This window comes from Streptomyces sp. NPDC028331 (assembly GCF_055565775.1).
Window position 1 is genome coordinate 111,944 of the sequence record NZ_JBVHTR010000024.1, and the last position, 20,183, is coordinate 132,126.

Annotated in this window: 17 protein-coding genes and 4 pseudogenes; 13 read left to right on the top strand and 8 right to left on the bottom strand. The window is 69.8% G+C overall.

Annotated elements, in window-relative coordinates; all coding sequences use genetic code 11:
* The first annotated feature begins 6 nt into the window (after window positions 1-6).
* Window positions 7-1,257 carry an MFS transporter gene (locus tag ACZ4SW_RS29415; RefSeq protein ID WP_468251666.1) on the top strand — a complete coding sequence of 417 codons (1,251 nt, stop codon included), beginning with the start codon at window positions 7-9 and terminating at the stop codon, window positions 1,255-1,257.
* On the opposite strand, the gene ACZ4SW_RS29420 is transcribed toward ACZ4SW_RS29415, so the two are convergent.
* Both ACZ4SW_RS29420 and ACZ4SW_RS29425 read right to left on the bottom strand, forming a co-directional pair.
* Window positions 1,241-1,435: a recombinase family protein gene (locus ACZ4SW_RS29420; RefSeq protein ID WP_468251668.1), complete on the bottom strand. Its 195-nt coding sequence runs from the start codon at window positions 1,433-1,435 to the stop codon at window positions 1,241-1,243. The genes ACZ4SW_RS29415 and ACZ4SW_RS29420 overlap by 17 nt on opposite strands.
* Before the next feature lie 122 nt (window positions 1,436-1,557).
* Window positions 1,558-2,541 carry a GlxA family transcriptional regulator gene (locus ACZ4SW_RS29425; RefSeq protein ID WP_468251669.1) on the bottom strand — a complete coding sequence of 328 codons (984 nt, stop codon included), beginning with the start codon at window positions 2,539-2,541 and terminating at the stop codon, window positions 1,558-1,560.
* A 113-nt stretch (window positions 2,542-2,654) separates the two neighbouring features.
* On the opposite strand from ACZ4SW_RS29425, the gene ACZ4SW_RS29430 reads away from it, so the two are divergent.
* The 9 genes and pseudogenes from ACZ4SW_RS29430 to ACZ4SW_RS29470 all read left to right on the top strand — a co-directional run bounded on the left by ACZ4SW_RS29430 (window position 2,655) and on the right by ACZ4SW_RS29470 (window position 10,123).
* Entirely contained in the window at window positions 2,655-3,584 is a 930-nt protein-coding gene (locus ACZ4SW_RS29430) for an NAD-dependent epimerase/dehydratase family protein (RefSeq protein WP_468251671.1), read from the top strand.
* A 283-nt stretch (window positions 3,585-3,867) separates the two neighbouring features.
* Window positions 3,868-5,160 (top strand): hypothetical protein, encoded by a 1,293-nt coding sequence (locus tag ACZ4SW_RS29435; protein WP_468251672.1) that lies wholly within the window; start codon window positions 3,868-3,870, stop codon window positions 5,158-5,160.
* 54 nt (window positions 5,161-5,214) lie between these two features.
* Window positions 5,215-5,676 (top strand): hypothetical protein, encoded by a 462-nt coding sequence (locus ACZ4SW_RS29440; protein WP_468251674.1) that lies wholly within the window; start codon window positions 5,215-5,217, stop codon window positions 5,674-5,676.
* Between the two features lie 148 nt (window positions 5,677-5,824).
* Window positions 5,825-6,256, top strand: coding sequence for a DUF3224 domain-containing protein (locus ACZ4SW_RS29445; protein WP_468251696.1), 432 nt, complete (start codon window positions 5,825-5,827; stop codon window positions 6,254-6,256).
* 22 nt (window positions 6,257-6,278) lie between these two features.
* Entirely contained in the window at window positions 6,279-6,611 is a 333-nt protein-coding gene (locus ACZ4SW_RS29450; protein ID WP_468251676.1) for an ester cyclase, read from the top strand.
* Between the two features lie 203 nt (window positions 6,612-6,814).
* Window positions 6,815-7,392 (top strand): annotated as a pseudogene (locus tag ACZ4SW_RS29455) (IS5 family transposase); the annotation flags it as partial.
* A gap of 275 nt (window positions 7,393-7,667) precedes the next feature.
* The gene (locus tag ACZ4SW_RS29460) at window positions 7,668-8,231 is read left to right on the top strand and encodes a dihydrofolate reductase family protein (RefSeq protein WP_468251677.1); all 564 of its coding nucleotides are present in this window, start codon (window positions 7,668-7,670) and stop codon (window positions 8,229-8,231) included.
* A 266-nt stretch (window positions 8,232-8,497) separates the two neighbouring features.
* Window positions 8,498-8,803 carry a hypothetical protein gene (locus tag ACZ4SW_RS29465; protein ID WP_468251679.1) on the top strand — a complete coding sequence of 102 codons (306 nt, stop codon included), beginning with the start codon at window positions 8,498-8,500 and terminating at the stop codon, window positions 8,801-8,803.
* A 786-nt stretch (window positions 8,804-9,589) separates the two neighbouring features.
* Window positions 9,590-10,123 carry a hypothetical protein gene (locus tag ACZ4SW_RS29470; protein WP_468251680.1) on the top strand — a complete coding sequence of 178 codons (534 nt, stop codon included), beginning with the start codon at window positions 9,590-9,592 and terminating at the stop codon, window positions 10,121-10,123.
* A gap of 775 nt (window positions 10,124-10,898) precedes the next feature.
* On the opposite strand, the gene ACZ4SW_RS29475 is transcribed toward ACZ4SW_RS29470, so the two are convergent.
* Window positions 10,899-11,438, bottom strand: coding sequence for a DUF4142 domain-containing protein (locus ACZ4SW_RS29475; protein ID WP_468251682.1), 540 nt, complete (start codon window positions 11,436-11,438; stop codon window positions 10,899-10,901).
* A gap of 452 nt (window positions 11,439-11,890) precedes the next feature.
* On the opposite strand from ACZ4SW_RS29475, the pseudogene ACZ4SW_RS29480 reads away from it, so the two are divergent.
* Window positions 11,891-12,591: pseudogene (locus tag ACZ4SW_RS29480) on the top strand (leucine zipper domain-containing protein); the annotation flags it as partial.
* Window positions 12,592-13,028: 437 nt separating this feature from the next.
* On the opposite strand, the gene ACZ4SW_RS29485 reads toward ACZ4SW_RS29480, so the two are convergent.
* Together ACZ4SW_RS29485 and ACZ4SW_RS29490 are read right to left on the bottom strand one after the other, a co-directional pair.
* Window positions 13,029-13,232 carry a hypothetical protein gene (locus ACZ4SW_RS29485; RefSeq protein ID WP_468251683.1) on the bottom strand — a complete coding sequence of 68 codons (204 nt, stop codon included), beginning with the start codon at window positions 13,230-13,232 and terminating at the stop codon, window positions 13,029-13,031.
* A 202-nt stretch (window positions 13,233-13,434) separates the two neighbouring features.
* On the bottom strand, window positions 13,435-14,832 hold the full coding sequence (locus ACZ4SW_RS29490) for an APC family permease (protein ID WP_468251684.1): 1,398 nt from the start codon (window positions 14,830-14,832) through the stop codon (window positions 13,435-13,437).
* A gap of 364 nt (window positions 14,833-15,196) precedes the next feature.
* Here ACZ4SW_RS29490 and ACZ4SW_RS29495 point away from each other — a divergent pair.
* Together ACZ4SW_RS29495 and ACZ4SW_RS29500 are read left to right on the top strand one after the other, a co-directional pair.
* Window positions 15,197-15,583, top strand: a pseudogene (locus ACZ4SW_RS29495) (Na+/H+ antiporter NhaA); the annotation flags it as partial.
* A gap of 20 nt (window positions 15,584-15,603) precedes the next feature.
* Window positions 15,604-15,873 carry a hypothetical protein gene (locus ACZ4SW_RS29500; RefSeq protein ID WP_468251686.1) on the top strand — a complete coding sequence of 90 codons (270 nt, stop codon included), beginning with the start codon at window positions 15,604-15,606 and terminating at the stop codon, window positions 15,871-15,873.
* Between the two features lie 1,005 nt (window positions 15,874-16,878).
* Here ACZ4SW_RS29500 and ACZ4SW_RS29505 read toward each other — a convergent pair.
* The 3 genes and pseudogenes from ACZ4SW_RS29505 to ACZ4SW_RS29515 form a co-directional block, all read right to left on the bottom strand.
* A pseudogene (locus tag ACZ4SW_RS29505) lies at window positions 16,879-17,163 on the bottom strand (AAA family ATPase); the annotation flags it as partial.
* Between the two features lie 1,611 nt (window positions 17,164-18,774).
* Window positions 18,775-19,050, bottom strand: coding sequence for a hypothetical protein (locus ACZ4SW_RS29510; RefSeq protein WP_468251687.1), 276 nt, complete (start codon window positions 19,048-19,050; stop codon window positions 18,775-18,777).
* Window positions 19,051-19,430: 380 nt separating this feature from the next.
* The gene (locus ACZ4SW_RS29515; protein ID WP_468251688.1) at window positions 19,431-19,676 is read right to left on the bottom strand and encodes a hypothetical protein; all 246 of its coding nucleotides are present in this window, start codon (window positions 19,674-19,676) and stop codon (window positions 19,431-19,433) included.
* Between the last annotated feature and the right edge of the window lie 507 nt (window positions 19,677-20,183).

Here is a 20,183-nt window from a genome sequence, read left to right on the forward strand (position 1 = left end):
CACGCCATGCGTACGCGGACGCCCGTGGAACCGGGAATGCGCTCGGCCACGCACAGGTGGGTGCTCTTCCGTTACATGCAGGTGGCACTGCTCGTCCGCCTCGCCTCGGAAGGGGCACGGGTCGGCTTGGTGGTACTCGCTGTGGACCGCACTGGAAGCGCCGGCTTCGGGGGCGCCCTCGTCGCGGTTCTGCTGGTGCCCGGCGTGGTCGCCGCCCCGCTCGCCGGTGCCCTCGCAGACCGGGTCCGGCGCCGTCGGCTGCTCCACGGCGGCTGCCTGGTGTTCTACGGGACGGTGTTGACCGCTGTCGCGGGGCTGACCGGACGGGCACCCGCTCCGGTCGTCCTGGCCGTGGCGGGCGCGGCGGGTTGCTGCACGCCCCTGCTGACCGGCGGTCTGACCAGCCTGCTGAGCGACCTGTTACCGCCCGCGGCACTGGGCCGTGCCTTCAGCCTGGACGCTGTCTCCTATAACCTGGCGGGGATCGCCGGACCGGCCCTCGCCTCCGTCCTCGCGGCGGAGACCGGCCCCGCCCCCGCCCTCATGGCACTGGGCGCCGGGGCCGCGGCAGGCGGTCTTCTCGTCTCCGCCCTGCCACTGCGGCCCCGCCCCGGACAGGACCCCGCACCGCGCCCCGCCGATCTGGTCACCGCCGCCGTGCTGCTGGTCCGCGACCCGCCGCTACGCTCGCTCACGTGGGCCAGCGCAGTGGGCCAGCTCGGGATCGGCGGCCTGCCCGTAATCTGCGTGCTGCTCGCCGCCCGCTACCGGGCGCCCTGGGCCGCGGGCGGCCTGATGACCGCCATGGCGCTCGGCTCGCTGATCGGCTCCCTGGCGTACGCCTGGCGGCCGTGGGGCATCCGGCGCCCCGAACGGACCGTCGTCACCATGCTGTTGGCGAGCGGAATGCCGCTGGCCGCTGTGCCCTGGATGGAGAGCGCCACCGCGGCAGCCGGCTGCTTTCTCCTGGCTGGGTGCTGCACCGGCCCGCTCTTCGCCGCGCTGCTGTCCGGCCGCGACCGCTACGCGCCCGACGGTGCCCGCACGCAGGTGTTCACCCTGGGAGCAAGCATCAAGAGCACATGTGCCGCAGGCGGGGCCGCCCTCGCGGGTGCCTGGCAGGCTGCCGGACCCGGAGGCCTCATCCTTGCGGCAGCCGGATGCCAAGCCGTGGCGGCCGCGCTAGGCGTTCTGCTGATGAACGGGCACCGGACCAGGACCGTCCGCCCAGCGCGCAGAACTAACGGGAAGCGCTGAGTCCTTTTCCGCGTGACGACCGGCAGTTGACGAGATCGAGCTTGGGTCGGGACGCCTTCGCGCCGCTGGCGACATCGACGTGGATGTTGTCGCGGTCGACGCCGTGGCGGAGTAGGGCGTCAATCCGATGATCGGGGTTCTGGTCGGCCGTCGAGGTGCGGCAGCAGCCGATGAGCATTGTCGGAAACTACCCGAAGGACCATTCTCCGACGTTGATTCCCGACGCGAGTTGCCGACACTGCTCACCTGCGGGTTCGTGATTGCCAACCTGAGTGTCGGCAGACGATCGTTTGCCGACACTCAAGCCGTGGTGGTGCCTCGGCCTATTGATCCTGGGTGCTGGGTGAACGCGGCGCGGTACGCGCTGGGAGTGAGCCCGGTCCTTCTCGACAGGTGCTGGCGCAGGGAGTCCGTGGTGGCGAGGCCGCTGAGCCGGGCCACCTGGTCCATCGGCAGGTCCGTTGTCTCCAGGAGCTCCTGTGCCCGGATCACGCGCTGGTGGAGGAGCCACTGCAGCGGGCTCAGGCCTGTTTCGTCGTGGAACCTGCGAGTCAGCGTGCGGACGCTGGTCGCCGCGTGAGCAGCGAGGGCGACACGGGTGAGCGGTTCATGCAGTCGATCGAGCGCCCATGCCCGGGTCGCGGCCAGCGAGGTGCCCGTCTCGGGCGGCAGCGGCGTCGCGATGAACTGTGCCTGCCCACCGGGTCGCACCGGTGCCGCCACCACCAGCCTGGCGACGGCGTTGGCCGTCGCGGCGCCGTAGTCGGAACGGACCAGGTGCAGGCACAGGTCGATGCCGGCGGACAGCCCGGCAGAGGTCAGGACGTTGCCGTCCTCGACGTACAGCACGTCAGGCCGCAGCAGGACTTCGGGATAGCGGGCGGAGAACTCCTCGGACTTGGCCCAGTAGGTGGTGGCGCTGCGGCCGTCGAGCAGTCCCGCCCGGGCGAGGACGAACGCGCCGGTGCAGATCGAGGCGACGCGCTTGCCCGCGGCTGAGGCGCGGCGCAGTGCGGCCAGGACGCTTGGTTCGATGTCGTCGCGGGCACCGGTGCCGGTCACGATGACGGTGTCGGCGTCGTCGACGGCCTCCAGCCCGTGGGGGACGGCGACCTCCAGGCTGCTGCTGGTGGCGATGGGTCCGGGGCGGGCGGTGCAGATGCGTACCTGGTAGCCGGGGCGGCCGTTGACGGTCATCTCGCCGAGGACGAGCTCCGGGATGGAGAGGTCGAAGGTGGTGGCGGGGGGAACGGCGACGACGGCAACCCGATGAATGGCCCGCATGGCCCGAACCTCCGGATGTTTGGCATTCGGGCCACTACCTTAGGGATCACCCGGGGCGGAGGGTAGAGCCGTTGGGGCGGACGGTCCCAGCTCTTCGACCAGGGAGTGCACGCGTGTCCTTGTACGTCATCGTCGGAGCCGGAGCCACGGGATCGGCCGCCGCACGGCTGTTGGCGGACGCCGGTGAGCAGGTCCGGCTCCTTACCCGCCGTGGCGGCGGGCCGGCGCACAATCGGATCGAGCGGGTGGCCGTCGACGCCACCGATACCGCGCGGCTGACCGAGGCGACCCGCGGGGCAGCGGCGCTCTTCAACTGCGCCATGCCCGCTTACGACCGTTGGCCGACCGAATTCCCGCCGCTGGCCGCCTCGTTGCTAGCCGCGGCGGAAAGCAGTGGAGCGGACTACGTCATGCTCGGAAACACCTACGGCTACGGACCCGTGGACGGACCCGTCACCGAGGACCTTCCCATGGCGCCCACCAGTGTCAAGGGCCGTGTCCGGGCTCAGATGTGGCACGACGCACTCGCCGCCTACGAGGCGGGTCGGGTGCGGGTGACCGAGGTCCGGGCCAGCGACTACCTCGGTGTGGGCGCCTACTCGCCGTTCACGCTCATGGTGGGGGCACAGGTGCTGGCCGGCTCGCCCGTCTCCTACCCGGGAGATCTCGACGCCCCACACAGCTGGACCTATACCGGTGATGCGGCCCGGACACTGATCGCCGCCGCCCGGGACGAGAAGTCCTGGGGTCGAGGCTGGCACGTGCCGTCCACCTCTCAAGCCCCGGTCCGCGAGCTGGCCGCCCGCCTGGCACTGGCAGCCGCCGTACCCGGCCCCGAGCTGGCACACATGACCAGGGCCGAGCTGGAGGAGATCGGACGGACCGACTCGGTCATGGCGGAGTTCCCGGAAATGCTGTACCTGTACGACCGTCCCAACATCCTCGAAGCGTCGCTCACAGCGTCGCTCTTGAACCTCGCCCCGACTCCCATCGACGTGGTCCTCGACGAGATGGCCGAGGAGCACGGCCGGCCCAAGGCCTGACGCCCTCTCCGCCATCCTGGCCGCGCTCCCGTCCATCGGTGTCCGACGTCAACGGCCACGCCAGGGTCGACCAGGTCCTCTCACTCGTCGGCGAGGGTCTCTTCGGGGTTGGGTGAGAGGGCCGTCTGTTCACGGGCCTTGACCCCTGATCTTGGACACACGAGACCCTGGATCCTGAGGATCTGTGCGAGGTGTCGGCTTCGTATCGCGCCACGCAGTTGCTGCAGCAGCCGGGCCCCCAGTCCCGCGGGGCACAGTAGTCCCTGATGTAGCGTCAGCGCCCATGAACAGAATCATGTACGGGGCAAACCCCCGGTGGATCGGGGCGGTTGGCGCGTTTCTGGCCCTGCTGCTCTCGGCGGTCACCCTCTCCGTGGCTCATCCGGCCGCGGCCGCCTCCGTCCTGGCCCCGATCGACCCCAGCGGGTTCAAGATGCGGGCGGGGGACTTCACGAACCGCGGCGCCGCGATCCAGCAGATCGAGGCGTCGGGGAGCGTCTCCCTGCGCACCTCGCCCGACCAGGTGCTCGCGGACGGCGGTCACGCCGGTCGGGCGGGACTGTGCCACAACACCAACCTCGACGGCTCACTGAAGTACGACGGCTTCTGCTGGGACCAGGACGACGACACCTCGGCCGTCTGGACGCCCCAGGGACTGACCGGTTCGCACGACGCCCAGCCGAGCGGCACCTGGAACGGGCACTACCTCTACATCGCCTCCTGGCACTTCACCGACAACGACTATGCGCGGATCACCATCGCGGAGTCGACCGGCACCTCGGTCACCTACCAGCACGTGCTGCTGGTCGACCCGTACTCCACCGGCAGCGGCTACACCTTCCGCCCGGTGGGCGGGGCCGGCGACCGGTCCGGGATGGACGTGCTGAGCGGCCATGCGGACGGTGTCACCTGGTACGGCAACAAGCTCTTCGTCGCCACCGGGCACCAGATACAGGTCTACGACCTGCGGCACCTGTGGAAGATGAGCGACACCTCCACCGACCAGGTCGGCATCCTGGGCAACGGCAAGTCCTCGGCCCGCTACCACAACTGGGCGCTGCCCATGGCCGGCATCTACTTCACCGGCAACACGGGTGACCCCTGCGACGCCACGCGGCCGTGCCTGACCTCGCTCAGCCTGGACCGCACATCCTCACCGGACGCCCTGGTCACCTCGCAGTTCGCCACCCAGGGGGGTGGGCCGCTGATCCGCTGGCCGCTGAACGCGAGCACGGCGCTCCCGGACACTGACACCGCGAACGACTACACCGGGACCGTCACGGCGACCGGTGCCTACACCGTGCCGATCTGGAAGGTGCAGGGAGCCGCCACGGACGGCACCTATTACTACTTCAGCGGAGAGTGCCCCGAGACCGCGGGCACCACCGACTCCAACGTGCCGTACTGCATCCACCGGGCGCTGCCGGGCGGCGCGCCGCACGTCCTCACCCATGCCCCGCCGCTGACCCAGAACCTCTCCTACGCCCCCTCGTCCGGGCGCCTGTGGGGGCTCAACGAGCGGGAGGACACCACCACCGGGAAGCGGGTGGTCTTCTCCCTGGTACCGTCCGCTTGATGACCGCCGGGTCACCCCGTCGAGCACACGAAGGCGGAGGCGCTGCTGCCGGGCATGGCCGAGCGCTCCGACGTGCTGATCACCGCCAAGCACGGGGTGTTCCCTCTGGCCGCGCCGGCCGGGGGCAAGGAGGGACGGGCTCTGGCGGTGCTGCGCAGCGGCGGTGGCAGGACGCCCCGGCCCGCTGTGCTTCCGCACGAACGCGACGGGAAGCTCGGTCCGGTCAGTGGTTGCCTTTTTGAAGCCCTGAGGCTGACGGAGTCGATGGCGCACAGCGACCAGTCCGGCATCGACGCCGCTCCGCGCAGGCGCTCTCCGATGGTCGCCGGACACCACGCCTCCGTGCGCTGGGCGGCCACCGGCACCTACGCCGGCGGCTTCCCCGGTACCAAGGCTCAGCCCGGCACCGTCGTCACCTTTGTGACGCACGCTCTGCGACCTCCACCGCCCTCCCCGGGCACACCGCCGGGGAGGGCGGCGGACCACTATGAGCCAGGCGAGTGCCGACCGCTCTAGGGCGCGTATCGGGTCGTGATCACCTGCGGGTTCGGTGGGCGGCGGAAGTGAGACGGTAGGTCCCGGCCGTCCGTGCCGGGGCCAGGCGGTTCAGGTTTCGCCGTCCAGAGGGAGAGCGGTGTCAGACCGCTCCGATACGGTCATGTCCATGAGAGCTACAGGAACGTTCACTGTCAAAGCGTTCGTCCCAACCGAGCTGAAACCGGACCCGGCTGTGCCCACCGGGCTTCCGGTGGGTGTCGCAACGATGGAGAAGCACTTCGAGGGCGAGGTTGCCGGCCGCTCGGCGACCCTGTTCACCGCTGCGTTCGACCAGGCGACCGGGGTGGGCACCTATGTGGCCACGGAGTCGTTCGAAGGCTCGCTGTTCGGCCGGGCCGGCGCCTTCAACTTCGTGCACTCGGCGACGACGTCCGGCAACGACCGCACGGCGGAGTTCTTCACCATCGTCCCCGCGAGCGGCACGGGAGAGCTGGCCGGGATCTCCGGTGCCGGAGGAATGGCCATCGACGCTGATGGAACGCACCGGATTTGGTTCGACTACGACTGGAAGTTGGCCGATGACAGACGATGTGCATGAAGTAAGGGCTGTCGTCCTGCGCATGTACGAGGCATTCAACGGTCGGGACCTGGCTGCTCTGGAGACGGTCCTCGCACCGGACTTCGTGAGCCACCCGCTGAGATCGACCGGTATCGGGGCTGTCGCAGATGCCTGGTCCAAGATGTTCGCAGCCCACCCTCACATCCAGGTCGTCGTCGAGGGCATGCTCGTGGACCACGACCAGGTCGCCGTCCGTTCCGTGTTGCACGGGCTTTCGAACTCCGTGCCCGCTGGCGCGGCGCCTGCACCCATCATGATGGAGTTCTTCCGAGTTCAGCACGGCTTGATCGCCGAGCTATGGGGGCTGTCCAGTCTCGGTCGGCCGGCCGCCTAGTGACCTGAGTCGGAGATTTTCGGGTAGTTCTCGCGAGCTGCCAGGCGTGCCGGAGGCCGGACTCCAGCAGGCCGGGCCAGACCTGGCGGCCACACGGTACCCGGCTGAAGGCCGCCGATCTGACGAAGAATCTCTGACTCAGCTCACCAGGGCCTGTCCGGCGGATCATGTGACTTCTCGCGCTTCGGTCCGTTGGCATGGCCATGGGGCGGGGAGATCTCACGAACGAGGAGTGGGCCCGGCTGAAGCCGCATCTGCCCAAGGCTGGGCAGCGCGGCGGTCGTTGGGCCAGTCACCGCAGGATCATCAACGGGATCCTGTACCGGAACCGGACCGGGATGCCGTGGCGGGATCTGCCTGCGCGGTTCGGGAAGTGGAAGACCGTGTATGAGCGGCACAGACGTTGGTCAGCGGACGGCACGTGGGACAGGCTCTTCGCGGCCGTCCTGGCCGACGCGGATGCCCAGGGCAGCATCGACTGGTCGATGGTGTCGGTGGACTCCACCACCTGCCGAGCCCACCAGCACGCGGCCGGAGCACGCAAGAGGCCCCCGCAGATCGGGAAAAGGCGCGCGCCCCGGCAACACCGTCCCGACGAGGGGCTCGGACGCTCCCGGGGCGGCCTCACCTCCAAGATCCATCTGGCTGGGGAAGGCGGGCTCCGTCCCCTCGCCCTGCTGATCACTCCAGGCCAGTGGGGCGATGCCCCCCGCAGTTCAGCCCCGTCATGGAACGCATCCGTGTCGGCCGCCTCGGCGGCGAACGCCCCCCGCACACACCCGGAAGCTCGCCGAACAGACACACCACGAAGCCCGAGGTGTAGGGTCTCACCGCCGATGACATGTCGATCTTCTGTGACCTGCTGGTTCTGTGTTGTCTCACCGCGATGTCACCCAAGATCAATCTCAGATCGATGCTATTTCCTCGGCGGAACCATGAGTCTGCGGCTGAGCCACCGAGCACGAGGACCACAGGCGAGCTCATATCGCGCACCGATGAGTTTTTTGTGTCGCGCCGGTCTGTACGCGTGAGACCGACTCACGGAGGGCTGGAGCCATGCGGAAACTGATCTACGGCATGAACCTGACCCTGGACGGCTACATCGCCGCGCCCGGCAACGACATCGGCTGGAGCGTGCCGAGCGACGAGCTGTTCCAGTTTTGGTCCGACCAGTTGCAGGCGACCGACTTGACGCTGTACGGGCGCAAGCTGTGGCAGACGATGAGCTCCTACTGGCCGACCGGCGACCAGCAGCCCAACGCCACCCCGGCGCAGGTCGAGTTCGCGCGCCGCTGGCGGGACATGTCGAAGGTGGTGTTCTCCTCGACGATCGACAAGGTCGACTGGAACACCCGCCTGGTCACCGGCGACGCGGTCGCCGAGATCACCCGGCTCAAGGCCGAGGACGGCGGCCCGATGGACATCGGCGGCGCGACGCTCGCCGGGGCGGCCATGCGGGCTGGGCTGATCGACGAGTACGTGCTGGCCACCGCGCCGGTCCTGGTGGGCGGCGGCACGTCGTTCTTCACCGCGCTGGACAGCTGGGTGAACCTGAACGTGGTGGAGACGCGGACGCTTCCCTGCGGCGTGATCCTGACCAGGTACGAGACGAGGCGCTGAGCGCCCGTCCCGCGACTCGACCGCCCGCCGGGTCCACGCGAACGTGAACGCCACCACTGGGGTGGACAGCCAGCAGTGCGCTCAGCACCGCTTCCCGGTCTGTCCGCCCCTTGCCGAGTCCGGGAGGCCGCCAGACAGCAGCGGCGCTCATCGGGTCGTCGGGTAGCCGATCTGGGCTATGTCCTTGGCCAGATCACCGAGTGTCACTTCCGGGTTCAACGCCGAGACGATCTCCTGACTCAGCGGCGTGAGATCAAAAAAACCGCTTGCACCGCGGCCAGGTCAAGCGTGACCTCGTAGACCTCCTCGGCGAACTGGACAGCCAGTGGAGGTGCGGCGAAGTACACGTGCCGGACGAGGACATGGACGACGCCGACGGTGCTGAGTGGCTGTTCGATGTGCTCATCGCGGGCAGTGCCGAGGCCTACCGGGAGCTGCCGGCCTACCGCCTTTACACCGCCCGCTGGTCGCTGGCCGACCTCACACCCGACCGCGGCCCACCGACCACCGCTCCGGACCGGAAGCCCCCGCCGCCCTGGGCACACCGGCCGCGCCCCGCCCCTCGGACCTGAGCCGGGGAGTGGGAGATACCTCGGGTCCCGTTGCCCTACGAGCGGGCCGTCCTCGCCGGCGCGGTGGTCCCCGAGAAGCTGCGCACCACCGTCACCGCCGCGCGAGGCCGGGCGTAGGACGTCGTCGCGCACCAGGCGGCGATGCCCTAGCAGATGCTCGCGCCCCCGGCCGCCGAGCCGCAGCACGACGACCAGGAGCCGGAAGCCGGGCACCGGGAGACGATCGATCTGACGGCGCTGCGGGCCTTGGCAAAGTCCCGCACGGACGTGGAAGCCCTCGATCTGACGGCCGAGCGGCTGCGCCACCTCCAGGACGCGTTTACCAAGGCGGCCGCCGACTCCCGCGCTCGAGCAGACCGCTACGCCGACTGGGACGATGCCGACCCAGTGCACCCGGTGCGCCAGGACGACCAGCGGACGCACCGCCCGCAGGAGCCCGGACCACAGCGCGGCCGGGAGCCGACCACTGACCGATGCGGGGGTGTGCACCGACGATGCCCGGCATCCACTGGACCGCGTTCCGGTTGACGGTGACCAACCGCTGGGACGCGATGGTGCGGCGTTGGGCCATGTCGTTCGCCCTGCCCGCCGGTATGCATGCTTATGAGGAAGGAACCGCGCGTGGTTCACCGTCGCTGCACGTGCTGCATGGCTTCGACCGCACCGCCGCCGCACCGCCGTCGTCCGACGCGGCGGCGCCGACGCGCTGGTCTGGGTGGTGGAAATCGCCTGGGACTCGAACGTGCTGGGCGAGCGGGTACCCCTTCGCTGGGTGAAGCTGAAGGCGTGAGCATCAGTAGCGAGCACCCCGTAAGTGCTGAGCAGATCTACGCGGCGCTGGCCGCTCTGGCGGCTGAGCCGCCGGCAGATCCGGAGAAGCGACCCAGGGGGCCGCAGGAAGAGGACCGTCTGCAGTTGCTGGGCAGGCTGCTGGCGAAAACTGAGCTCGAGATCACCGCCGCAACCCGTCTGACCGAGGAAGGGGAGATCGAGGACGTCCTTGAGACGCTGCTCGGCTGGGGGGAACAGGTGGGAGCGGACTTCGGCTTGGCGGTCAACGTCCTGACGAACCGGCTGCAGCGCACCGCGGTGCAGGTCTCCGAACCCGAGGCGGAAGAACTGCCACCGGGCCGGGAGGCCGCCTTCGCCGCCGTCATGACAGCGGTGTACGCGCTGGGCGCCCAGCTGCACGCCGAGCGCGGCGATACGGAGGGAACCCGAAGCGCTCTGAGCGGGGCGGAAGAGGCCCTCATCGACATCCTGCAAGGCATGCATGACCTGCGCGTCTCCATCGGCGACGCGCCCGGGCCGGACGTCTGAGGCCGGATCCCGGGGGTGCGGTCTGCTCGGCGGCGTCCTGGATCGGGTGCGCGATGACAGCTGACGGTCACGGGGACGCTCGCGTACGGCGTCGACTCCACCGCCCACCGGCCCGCCGCCCAGACCGGGCGGGCGAAGCTCGCCGTCCTGCCGCGCGGCCTGGACCGCGCCACCCGCACACCCACGCCCAGCTGCTCAGCTCCATCCCCGCCACCAGCGGCGCAGTGTTCAGCCTCCACCGGCTGGCACCGAGGCCGGCAGCGCGACGCTCAAGGCGAGCTCCCGCCTTGTGGCCGAGCTCGCCCGTGCGGACATCGTCATCAAGGCCGTGGACTGCACCGAGGCGACACACGTGGCCGAGTCCGCCGTCGCCCTGAACCGGTCTCTGCCCGCCGCACCCGCCGAGGGCGACGTCCGCTCCAGCGGCAGCTCCCGCCTGCTCGCCGAACAGCGTGCCGTGCTCTGCCTGGATCCCCGCGCGAGCGCTCGTCCTGCTCCAGACGCCCCAACCGCCCCCTGCCCGGCCGTCGATCCGGGCACGTCCGCCGGGAGAGGGCCGCCCTGTGCCTGGGCACGTCGACTTCTTCGATGCCGTCGTCACCGCCTACCCCGACCACCTCGGCGTCTCCGTTCAACGTGTCGGCGTGGTCTTGGTGCTCGGTGGTGCGAGCTCGCCCCGCACTTGCCGCACGCGCCGTGGTGCTCAGCCGCAGAGCGGCGGCATGCGTTGCTGCCGCCGCTCTCCGACTGCCGCCTCCGGTGCCAGCGGTCAGGTTCAGGTGCCTGTCCGCGCCTTGCCGGTGTGGCAGGTCCCGCCGCTGACCGCATCAAGGTGCTTTGCCACTGTGGGCCGGGCGGCCTGGGCGGCCGCGCGGATCTTGGTGTCCTTGCCGGAGGACACTTCCTTGTCGATCAGTGCGAGGGCCTGCCGGTGGCTCGTGTCCTGGCCCTGCAACCACACCCGGTCGTAGTCCCGTTTTCCGTGCAGGGACTTCAGCGTGGTGAGCTGCTTCTGCTGGGCGGCCGGCGTTGTGGAGGGCAGGACGATGCCCTTGCTGCGAGCCAGCGCCACGACCTGCGCATCGAACTTGGTGTGATCGCGCACGAACATGTCCGCTACCTGTTTCACACAGGCGCTGGTGGTGTGCTTCTGGGCGTCCTTGGCGGTGGCGATCTCCGCGAGGTTGCCCTGGTGAATCATCTTGAGGAAGGCGGCGTCGGGTCTGGTGACCGGGGCTGCCGCCGTGGCCGGAGCGGTGAATCCGGCCACGGTGAGCGCCATGGTCGCGGCGGCTGTGCCGCACGGGCGGTTCATTCGCATAGTGTCCTCCACGTGTCGTGGAACCGGATGATGAGCCGGCCGATGATCCGGGGCGCCCCGTGCAGCAGATGCGCCGGACCCGCCGCCTCCAGGGCCATGCTGACTGCCTTCGCCACCCACTCGCTTTCCGAGCCATCCGACGGAAGTGACGCATCCTCCGGGGAATCCGGCCCTGGCCGGAGCAACGAGACGATGCGCGGGCGCACGGCCAGGTACGCCCGAACGAGTGAAGAGGGGGGACCGCCACCAGCAGGCCGCGGCCCCGCGCTGCGGCCGCTGGCGCCGCCCCCCGGGCGTCTTCGATCCGCAGCCCAGTCCATCCCCGACCTATCGACACGCTTCTAGGTGTATTGATCACGAGCGTTGTTAACGCGGGCTGGTCCTGATCGTGGCGAAGGCCTCCGTGTGTGGTGGAGGTGTCGAATCTTCACCGCACGGAGGCCTTCGTGTCCCACCGTAATGCCCGGCTGACCGTTCACGGCAGGCGGCTGCTCGTCGAACGTGTCCGCTCCGGCCGTCCCGTCGCCCACGTTGCTGCAGAGGTGGGCATCTCCCGTCCCACAGCCCACAAGTGGATCCGGCGCTGGCGCTCCGAGGGCGAGAGCGGCCTCGTCGACCGTTCCAGCCGCCCCCGCAGGACGCCGCACCGGACGGCAGCCGCCACCGAGGCACATGTCTGCAGGCTGCGGCAGGACCGCAAGCTGGGCCCGGCACGTATCGGACCGATCCTGGGTCTGCCCGCGTCCACCGTGCACCGCATCCTCACCCGGCACGGCCTGAACCGTCTGGCCTTCCTGGACCGGCCCACCGGCCAGCCCATCCGCCGCTACGAACGCGACCGGCCCGGCGAACTGGTCCACGTCGACGTCAAGAAGCTCGGCCGTACACCCGACGGCGGCGCCTCCGCCGGGCCGCGGCCTTCTTCACCACCTGCGGCATCGCCCGCATCGAGCGGGTCCTGACCGACAACGCATGGCCATATCGCAAGAGCTTCGCCTGGCGGCAGGCCCTGGCCGACCTCGGCGCGATCGGCAAGCTGACCCGCATCTACCGGCCGCAGACCAACGGCAAAGTCGAACGCTTCAACCGCACCCTGCTCGACGAATGGGCCTACCTGCGGCCCTACACCACCAACGACGAACGCACCGCCGCCCCGTAGGCCCCGTTGTGCAGGGCGTTCCGTTCGACGACTGCGTCCCTCTAATGCTCCAGCCCACGGATGGGGTTGAGGCGCTGCAGGTGTCGTTGATGCCGTTCCAGCACTTCGGTGGCCTGCAGCGCGCGAGCGTGAGTCCACCGACGATCACCACCAGCAGGGCCAGGGTGTCGCGCCCGAAGCGGCGACGGTGGTTGTCGTCGAGCTGGCCGAGCTGGGCGATCGCGGTGGACGGCGCCTCGACACCAGTGGCCAGTGCCATGGCGACCGGGAAGGCCAGCACCATGGCGAGTATCGCCGGGCGACCGGGGTCGTGGGTGGCGGCCAAGTGGCCGGTCGCGTGGGGAGCGGCGAAGCGGAGCACCCACGCTCGCCGTCGTCGCCACGCATGTGACAGTGGGGAGGCGGCGCCGCACCCGGGGAGGCGCTCACTCCGAGATGTATCGACCGGAAGTGCGCGCGGCCACCCGGACTCCGTCCCTCCCCAATGCATCGGCATCCGCAGTCCGGCGGGAGACGCCGTGCTCGGACCTGTCCAGCAGGACGCGCACCCAGAAGCCGGCCATCAGGATGAGCACCGCGGTGAACGTGACTGTGGGGAAGCCCGCCACAACGTCGGAGATCTCCCGCATCGCTCCACTCATTCGTCCAGGCCTGGGAAATGAGGATTTTGGCGCCGGACGTCCGTTGCCCGGCACCGGAGTCACCCCGTTTCCGCAAGACCATCGTCGCATCGACGCCCGAGTCGTCGCAGTGCCGAGATTCGGCAGTACGACGTGTCTTGCCGCTGCGGGGCTCTGGCAGAGCGTGTGGCTGATCGAGCCCCCAGTGGTGTCAGTCGGCTTCGGCGCGCGCCTCGACGTCCTCGATGCCGGTGGGCCGGCCGGCGCGGTTCCACCGCACGTACAGGCCGCCTGCGATCAGCAGTGTGGCCACCATCGACAGCACCGGCCAGCCGCGCAGCAGGTTCACCACGAGGGTGAACGCCACGGCCGCCGCGGCAAGACCGTTGACCCAGGCCAGTGCCGGCTCGCGTTCCTGTCGGGCGAAGCGGGCCATGGAGACCAGGCCGACCAGGAAGCTGACGAAGACCGCGACCGCGTAGAACAGCACCAGCTCCTGCTCCTGGCCCGCCGCCGCGATGATGATCAGGGCGGCGGCCGCCAGGTACACCACGACCGACCAGTACGGGGTGTGGTAGCGATTGGTCCGGCCGAGCACCGGCGGCAGCACGCCCGGCCGCTCGGCCGTGCCGGACAGCGCCTTCAGCAGGCCCGGTCCGGCCTGGAAGGAGGAACTGGCGGCGGCGAGCAGCAGCAGGGAGCTGGTCAGCTGGAACGCTCCGTAGAGCCAGCCGGGGCCGGCCGCGGCGTGCGCGATGTCGGCGATCTGGGTGGAGTCCGTGCCGGGGATGCCGATGTGCAGGCGTACGGCGAGCGCGGTCAGGGCGAGGGTGAGCCCGCCGACGATCACCACGAGCAGAGCGAGGGTGCCGCGGCCGAAGCGGCGGCGGTGGGTGTCGTCGAGCTGGCCGAGCTGGGCGATCGCGGTCGACGGCGCCTCGACGCCGGTGGCCAGTGCCATGGCCACGGGGAAGGCGAGCACGACGGCCAGGACGGCCGAGTGACCCGGGTCGTGGGTGGCGGCTGCGTGGCCGGTGGTGTGCGGTGCCGCGAAGCCGAGCACCAGCACGGTCACGGAGACGGCCACGAATGCCACCGTCATCACGGCGAACAGCAGCCTTCCGCCGTGCCCGAACCAGGTCAGCCCGGCCACCACCAGCAGCAGGATCAGCGCCAGTGGGATACGGATCGGCGCGAGGGCCGGGAACAGGGCGATCACCGCGCTGGCCGCGGCCGCGATCGAGATGCCGATGGTGAGCACGAAGTCCACGACCAACGCGCCGATCGGCAGGAACGTCCAGCGTGGCCCGAACGCCCGCGCCGCCGCCGCGGCCGCACCCCCGCCCCTGGGGAAGCGCCGTACGAGCTGCCAGTAGTTGGCGGTGACCACGACGACGAGCCCGATGACCAGGCTCATGGTGGGCAGCAGCAGCGCCAGGTCCCCGTGCAGGGCGCGCAGCGCCGCCTCGATCGCGTAGGCGACGGAGGACACCGGGTCGGCGATCACCGCGAAGGCGAAGGCGAAGAAGAGGACGGACCGGCGCGGAGTACGGCCGCGCAGAGCGGATGCAGCCGCCGAGTAGACGGCAGCCTGCCTGGTGGGAGCCACGCGAAGACCTTTCCTTGGAACGGGAACGGAAGAGACTTCGCCGACCAGGCTTCCCGGCACTCCGCTGACAAGGCTACGTCAGGAAGCCGTCAGCGAATCGTCAAGGGTGCGTCAAAGTCGGCCGCGGTGGCCGCGTCGAGTGATGGCCACCAGGACCTGACGGGCGGTGGGCAGCGGCACGCGGCTGGGGAACGCGACCCTGACGCGCGGCGGCTCGGTTACCCGCTGCTCTGGGCAAAGTCCGCTGCAGCACATAGACTGTAAAGAAATGGCCAAGAACAGTGTGGGGTGTGCCGGGAAGTCTGGTCGGCGTTTTGAGGGGCTGTATGCCCGTTCGTCGATATTGCCCGGAGGTCTCCCTGCCGTGTCTGCCGACCCCCGTTCCCGGTCCTTGTTTCTTGGCGTGCTGCCCCTGCCGGAACGGCAGGCGGTCGCCCGGGCTCTGCGCACCGAGACGGTAGGCGGTCTGGTCCTGCTGGTGGCTGCCGTGGTGGCGCTGGTGTGGGCCAACAGTCCCGTGAAGGACGCCTACGAGGAGATACGCGACTTCCACTTCGGTATTCCCGCGCTCGGGCTGGATATGTCGGTCGGGCATTGGACCGCTGACGGGCTGCTGACACTGTTCTTCCTAATCGCCGGTATCGAGCTGAAGCGCGAGCTTGTGGTGGGGGAGCTGCGAAGCCCCGCCCGGGCCGCGTTGCCGGTGATCGCGGCGCTGTGCGGCATGGCGGTGCCCGCCGCACTCGACGGCCGCGATCAGGGATCTGGCGGGTGACCGCCGACGTCTCGGTCCTGGCCCCTGCCGTCATCGCCGCCGAGCTGATCATCAGGACGGCCATCGGCGAGTTACGCCGCTCCGGCACCGCTCGCCAGGAATGGGCCTTCGTCACCGACGGCTCAGCACTGGCCAGCGGAGCAGTCGCAGGCGGGGCCGTCATCGGGCCCGGCCGGCCTCATGCCGGGACGGCCGCGGTGGCCTGGGCTCTGCTCGTAGGAGCTCTCACCGCCCACCTGGTACACCACCCCAGGTCCCGCCCGTGACCGGCAACCACTTCGGCTGCCCGGCCTCCCTTACCGCCTGCCTCGTCAACCTCGCCGCGTCGCGACCGAACACAGTTGACCGCCATCACCAGCCCCGACGGGAGCCCTGATACCGATGATCTGGCAGTGGATCGGCCTCGCCTCCTTCTCTGTCACTTGCTGCCCGTGGGCATCGCCTTGCTCACTGTTCGGGTACCGCGGCGGCTGTGTCGTCGCCTTGCCCCGATGCGCCCCCGTGGTCTGGCGTTCCTCGCCTTTTATGCCACCGCGCCGCTCAACGCCGTTCCGCTCCTGGTCGGCGCCTCGCCTTCGATCATGCTGGCTACCACTGGCCTGGGTGGGGTACTGACGCTCGCGGGATGCGCAATAGTGATCATCTCCAGTCGACGGACCGGGGCCGTTGCCCGATGACCCGCTGCACGCGTGTGCTGCGGCATGTCTGGTCGTTCACGGCCTGGTGGCTGCTGCTAGCCCTGGCTCTGTGGTCCCTCGGGCAGGTCGTCGGCCAGGCTGCCTCTCTCATGGCGTGCGCTGCCTCCTCCGCGTTCCTTCTCGGTATCGGGGAGATCAGCTACTGGCTGCGTCACCGGCGGCCAGCGCGCCGTGGGCAAGCGGTGGCCGCTGCCAAGACGTCCCGTTCGCGGCACAGGGAGAGATGAGGCGGTGCGTTCGCGTTGGTGGTATGCCCTGCTGAGCGTCGGGTGCCTGCTGGGGTTCCTTGCTGCTGCGAGCGTCGGGGCCTGGGCTGAGCAGCAGAAGATCCGCCGGCTGTCTTCCGGCTGCGTGGCCGGGGGAGGTGCCATGCTGGGTGTCGGGCTGGTCATGGCCGGGCGGGCTCTTTTGCCCGGTCGGCTACGGCGGGCGATGTTCCGGGTGCCTGCGCCCGAAGGGGCGACGTCGACGCCCGGGGCCGCTGCGCTGACCTGCCCGCAGGAGTGCGGGCAGGCTCGTCGCCGGACGATCGTGCCGGCAGGTGGTGGCGAGGCCTTTCATAACGGAGAACCACTACTGCGGCTCAGTCCGCTCCGCGTGCCATGCATGGGGGTTCTCGCGCGCGTTGTGCGGGACGGTGGCGCGGGTGATGGCGGCCTCCACGGTGGCCATCTTGTCGGCGAGGAGGCCGAGCGCGGCCACAGCGCGGGTGAGGAGGTCCCCGGCGGGGTCGCCGAGGGTTTACGTCCGGACGTGGGCGGCCTTCACCTCGGCCCAGCGTGCGGCCTGTTCGGCGGTCAGGCTGCCGCGCAGTTCGGCCAGTTTCAGCAGGTTGGCCTCCGCTCCGCTGGTGAGGGTCTAAGAGGCCCCGGAAGCCGCTGACCAAGGCGGAGAAGAAGAAGCGGCTGCTCCTGCAACGCCAGCGGCTCCAGCAGGCTGGGCACCGGCGCTTCTACACCGGGCAGTCCCGCTGGCCCCGCCCCCCGGCGCAACCGCATCGGCAGCGCGGCCACGCGCCGCGACGCGCGCGTCCTGTCCCGGCTGTGGCACTCCCATGCGTGGCTGTGGTGACGTGGCGTGGACGCGGCGGTGTGGCGGCGGCTGGGACGCAAGAGCGAGCAGACACCGCCGCCAAGTTGCGGGAGATCACTGGTGTACTCGCCTCCCTCTGACCCGGACACCGAGCGCCGTATGCGCGCCCACCACGCCCGCGCCGCGCAGGCCCTGGATGTATGAGTTGAGCCGGACGGGGAGTTCTGGGGTTGGGCCGGGCGCACCTGGGTGTCCCGGCCCGCATCGCCGCCGGAGAGCCCGCCTGGCTGCGCCTGGTGACCTCACCGGAGGGCTCAGCCTGCGAGGGAATTCCCATCGCCGTCGACTCGCCTGAGGACGCGACGGTGTCGCCCGTCTCACCGTCGCCCTGGTCGTCGGCAAAGCCGTCGGCGGCATCCTCACCCACGCTCGCCGCGTCTTCCGCGAGCTTCACGTACGCGGCCACGTGTGAGCACGCCTGGAGGCGCACAGGGATCAGCAGATCCCGATGGGCAGCGACGCTGGATAGCCGGTGCTGCCCCGGGGCCACTTCATGAAGATGCCGCGCGAACTGCTGGGGGCATGGCACAGTTGCTTCCGCCGGGTCCGTCACTCCCCCCGTGGTGGCGGGCCCTCTTTACGTGGCTTACCGACAGGTGACGGCCTGGCTGAGGCGGTGCTTCCGCAGGGCCGGCCGGAGCGGCGAGCACGCGGTTCCGCTCCACGGAAAAGAGGCGCGGCCGTGCGGAGACTTCCAGGGGAAGTGCTGCCCCAATGTCTGCCCCCGTCTTCCAACGGCATGCACCGGCCCGGCGCGGGTTGCTACGAAGCTTTCCCGATCTCCGGCCTGTTGGCCTCGCTCGGCTAGCGCGTGGGGCGAGCGTGACCGTTGCAGGCGGCGACCGTTGAGATCATGTGTCGGCCACACGACGGCTGACGGCGGAAGGTCCCGGGCTGTCATGGCCCTCACCTAATCCCTGGGTCCTCCGTCTGCCCCAAGGGTCCGTCCGGCAAGTCGCCCTACTGGTCGTCGTCTTCTTCCCGGGCGTGTAGTTCGAGCCAGCGTTGGGCTTCGGTGTTCTGTCACATCACTCCGCGCTGGATCTGCTCGTGGGTCAGGCCGCTTTCGCGGGCCAGGTATTCCTCGCTGACTTCCTCGGGATGCCGTCGCAGCACGCGGGCGATCTTCCCCGGCCCATAGTTTGGCGCCCACGGACGGGCGGCGTTTGTACTGCTCGACAAGTTCTGTGAGGTGCTCGCGTGAGCATGCGACCAGCATGCGCTTGCCGTCGTATTTTGACTCCACCGCGTGGACGGCGGAGGAGTCCCGCACCAGCGCGTACCACTCGGTGCTGTCACCGACCACCGCTCCGCACAGATCGCAGATCTCCGGCTCGGCCTCTGCTTCGCTGCCGGCTTCCGGCCCGCCGTCCTCACTCACTGGCTGCCTGCCTCATTCGCCGCTGGCGGAGGTTGTTCGCCGGCCGCTTCGAGCACTATCGGTGCCACCGTCGACGGGTCGCCGCTGGCCACCCAGTGGAAGCGGGCCACCATCATCAGTTCATCGACGCTGTCGCGCATGAACCCGTCGACGATGCCGAGGCCGCCGGGGCGTTCGCGGAAGATGACTTCGCCCGGCTCCTCCTCGTCGGCGATCTGCTCATAGTTCCCCGTATCCGGACAGCCAAGGAACTCGTACACCCAGTGCCCCATGTCGTGCCTCCTGCGGAAACCAACGAGACCTGCGCTGATCAGTCAGGCACGGGGGTTGTGGATACGCCCGAACAGTGCAGTGGGGGCTGTACCAGAGCGCGGGTGCAGCCCCCACCTGGAGGAAGGCAGGGCCTCGCCCTCTTCAACGATCACATGACTGGGATGAAACGGCAGGAATCTGGTTCAACCTGCTGATACAGGCTGGCGCAGACCACCGCGGGCGTGCGAGTGAAAGCCAGAGCCCGGGCACCGTCACGCCCGGGCTCTCCGACACTGAACAAACTCGCCGACTCACCGAACCACCTGCCCTCACGCCCACCCCAAGCCCCAGCGCCGCGAGCTGCGCGGGAGCTGCGGCGGCCGATCGGAAGGGCACGTGATCAGCCCGCCCCTCCGATGTCACGGACCTCGATCGCTCCGGCGTGCGGCATGCACTGAATCCAGCACCGCCGCCGGAACGCCTCCCGAATCTCCTCCACGGGGCCCGGGTCGCGCACATCGGGCCAGGCCCGCGGATCCATCCGCGCGACCTCCACGAGCGCCATCACCTCCTGGCGGGCCCGGTCGTCCGGCAACTGCGCCATGACCTCCACCGCGAGTTCCTCCACCACCACGCCGTACCGCATTCCGCGCACTTCCGTGGGATCGACTCGGGCAGCAGCGTACGGAGAAGCCGCCGGACGCGTTCCGGCCTGTGGATAACCCGGATCGGTCGGATGGCGGACGGCGCGGGCCCGGACCTCCGCTGGATCGGAAGGCCGGGCCCGCCTCGTACGCCTTCGCCGGTCAGGCCGGCGCGGGCTGCAGTGCGGCGAGCGGGGACCGCTGGCCTTTCTCGGCGCGCAGCTGCGTTGAGTTGCAGGGGCCGCTTTTCCGTGGCCCGGTCGCCCGTTTCAGTGCCCGCACGTGGGACGGCTGACGGGGAGCGCAGTGCTGCCCGGTGCCGTCGCCGGGTTTCGCCGCGCAGCACTGCGCGTCGACATCGGTGGTGATCCTTTCAGGTGCCACCCGGATGGCCTTCGTACACTTGTTGCGCTTACTGGCCCTAACAGAAGTCGTTGATCACGTGACTGTCGGCTTGTCCACTCGTTGGTGTGGTCGTGGGGAAGCGTCAGTCGCGGCCGTGGATCGTG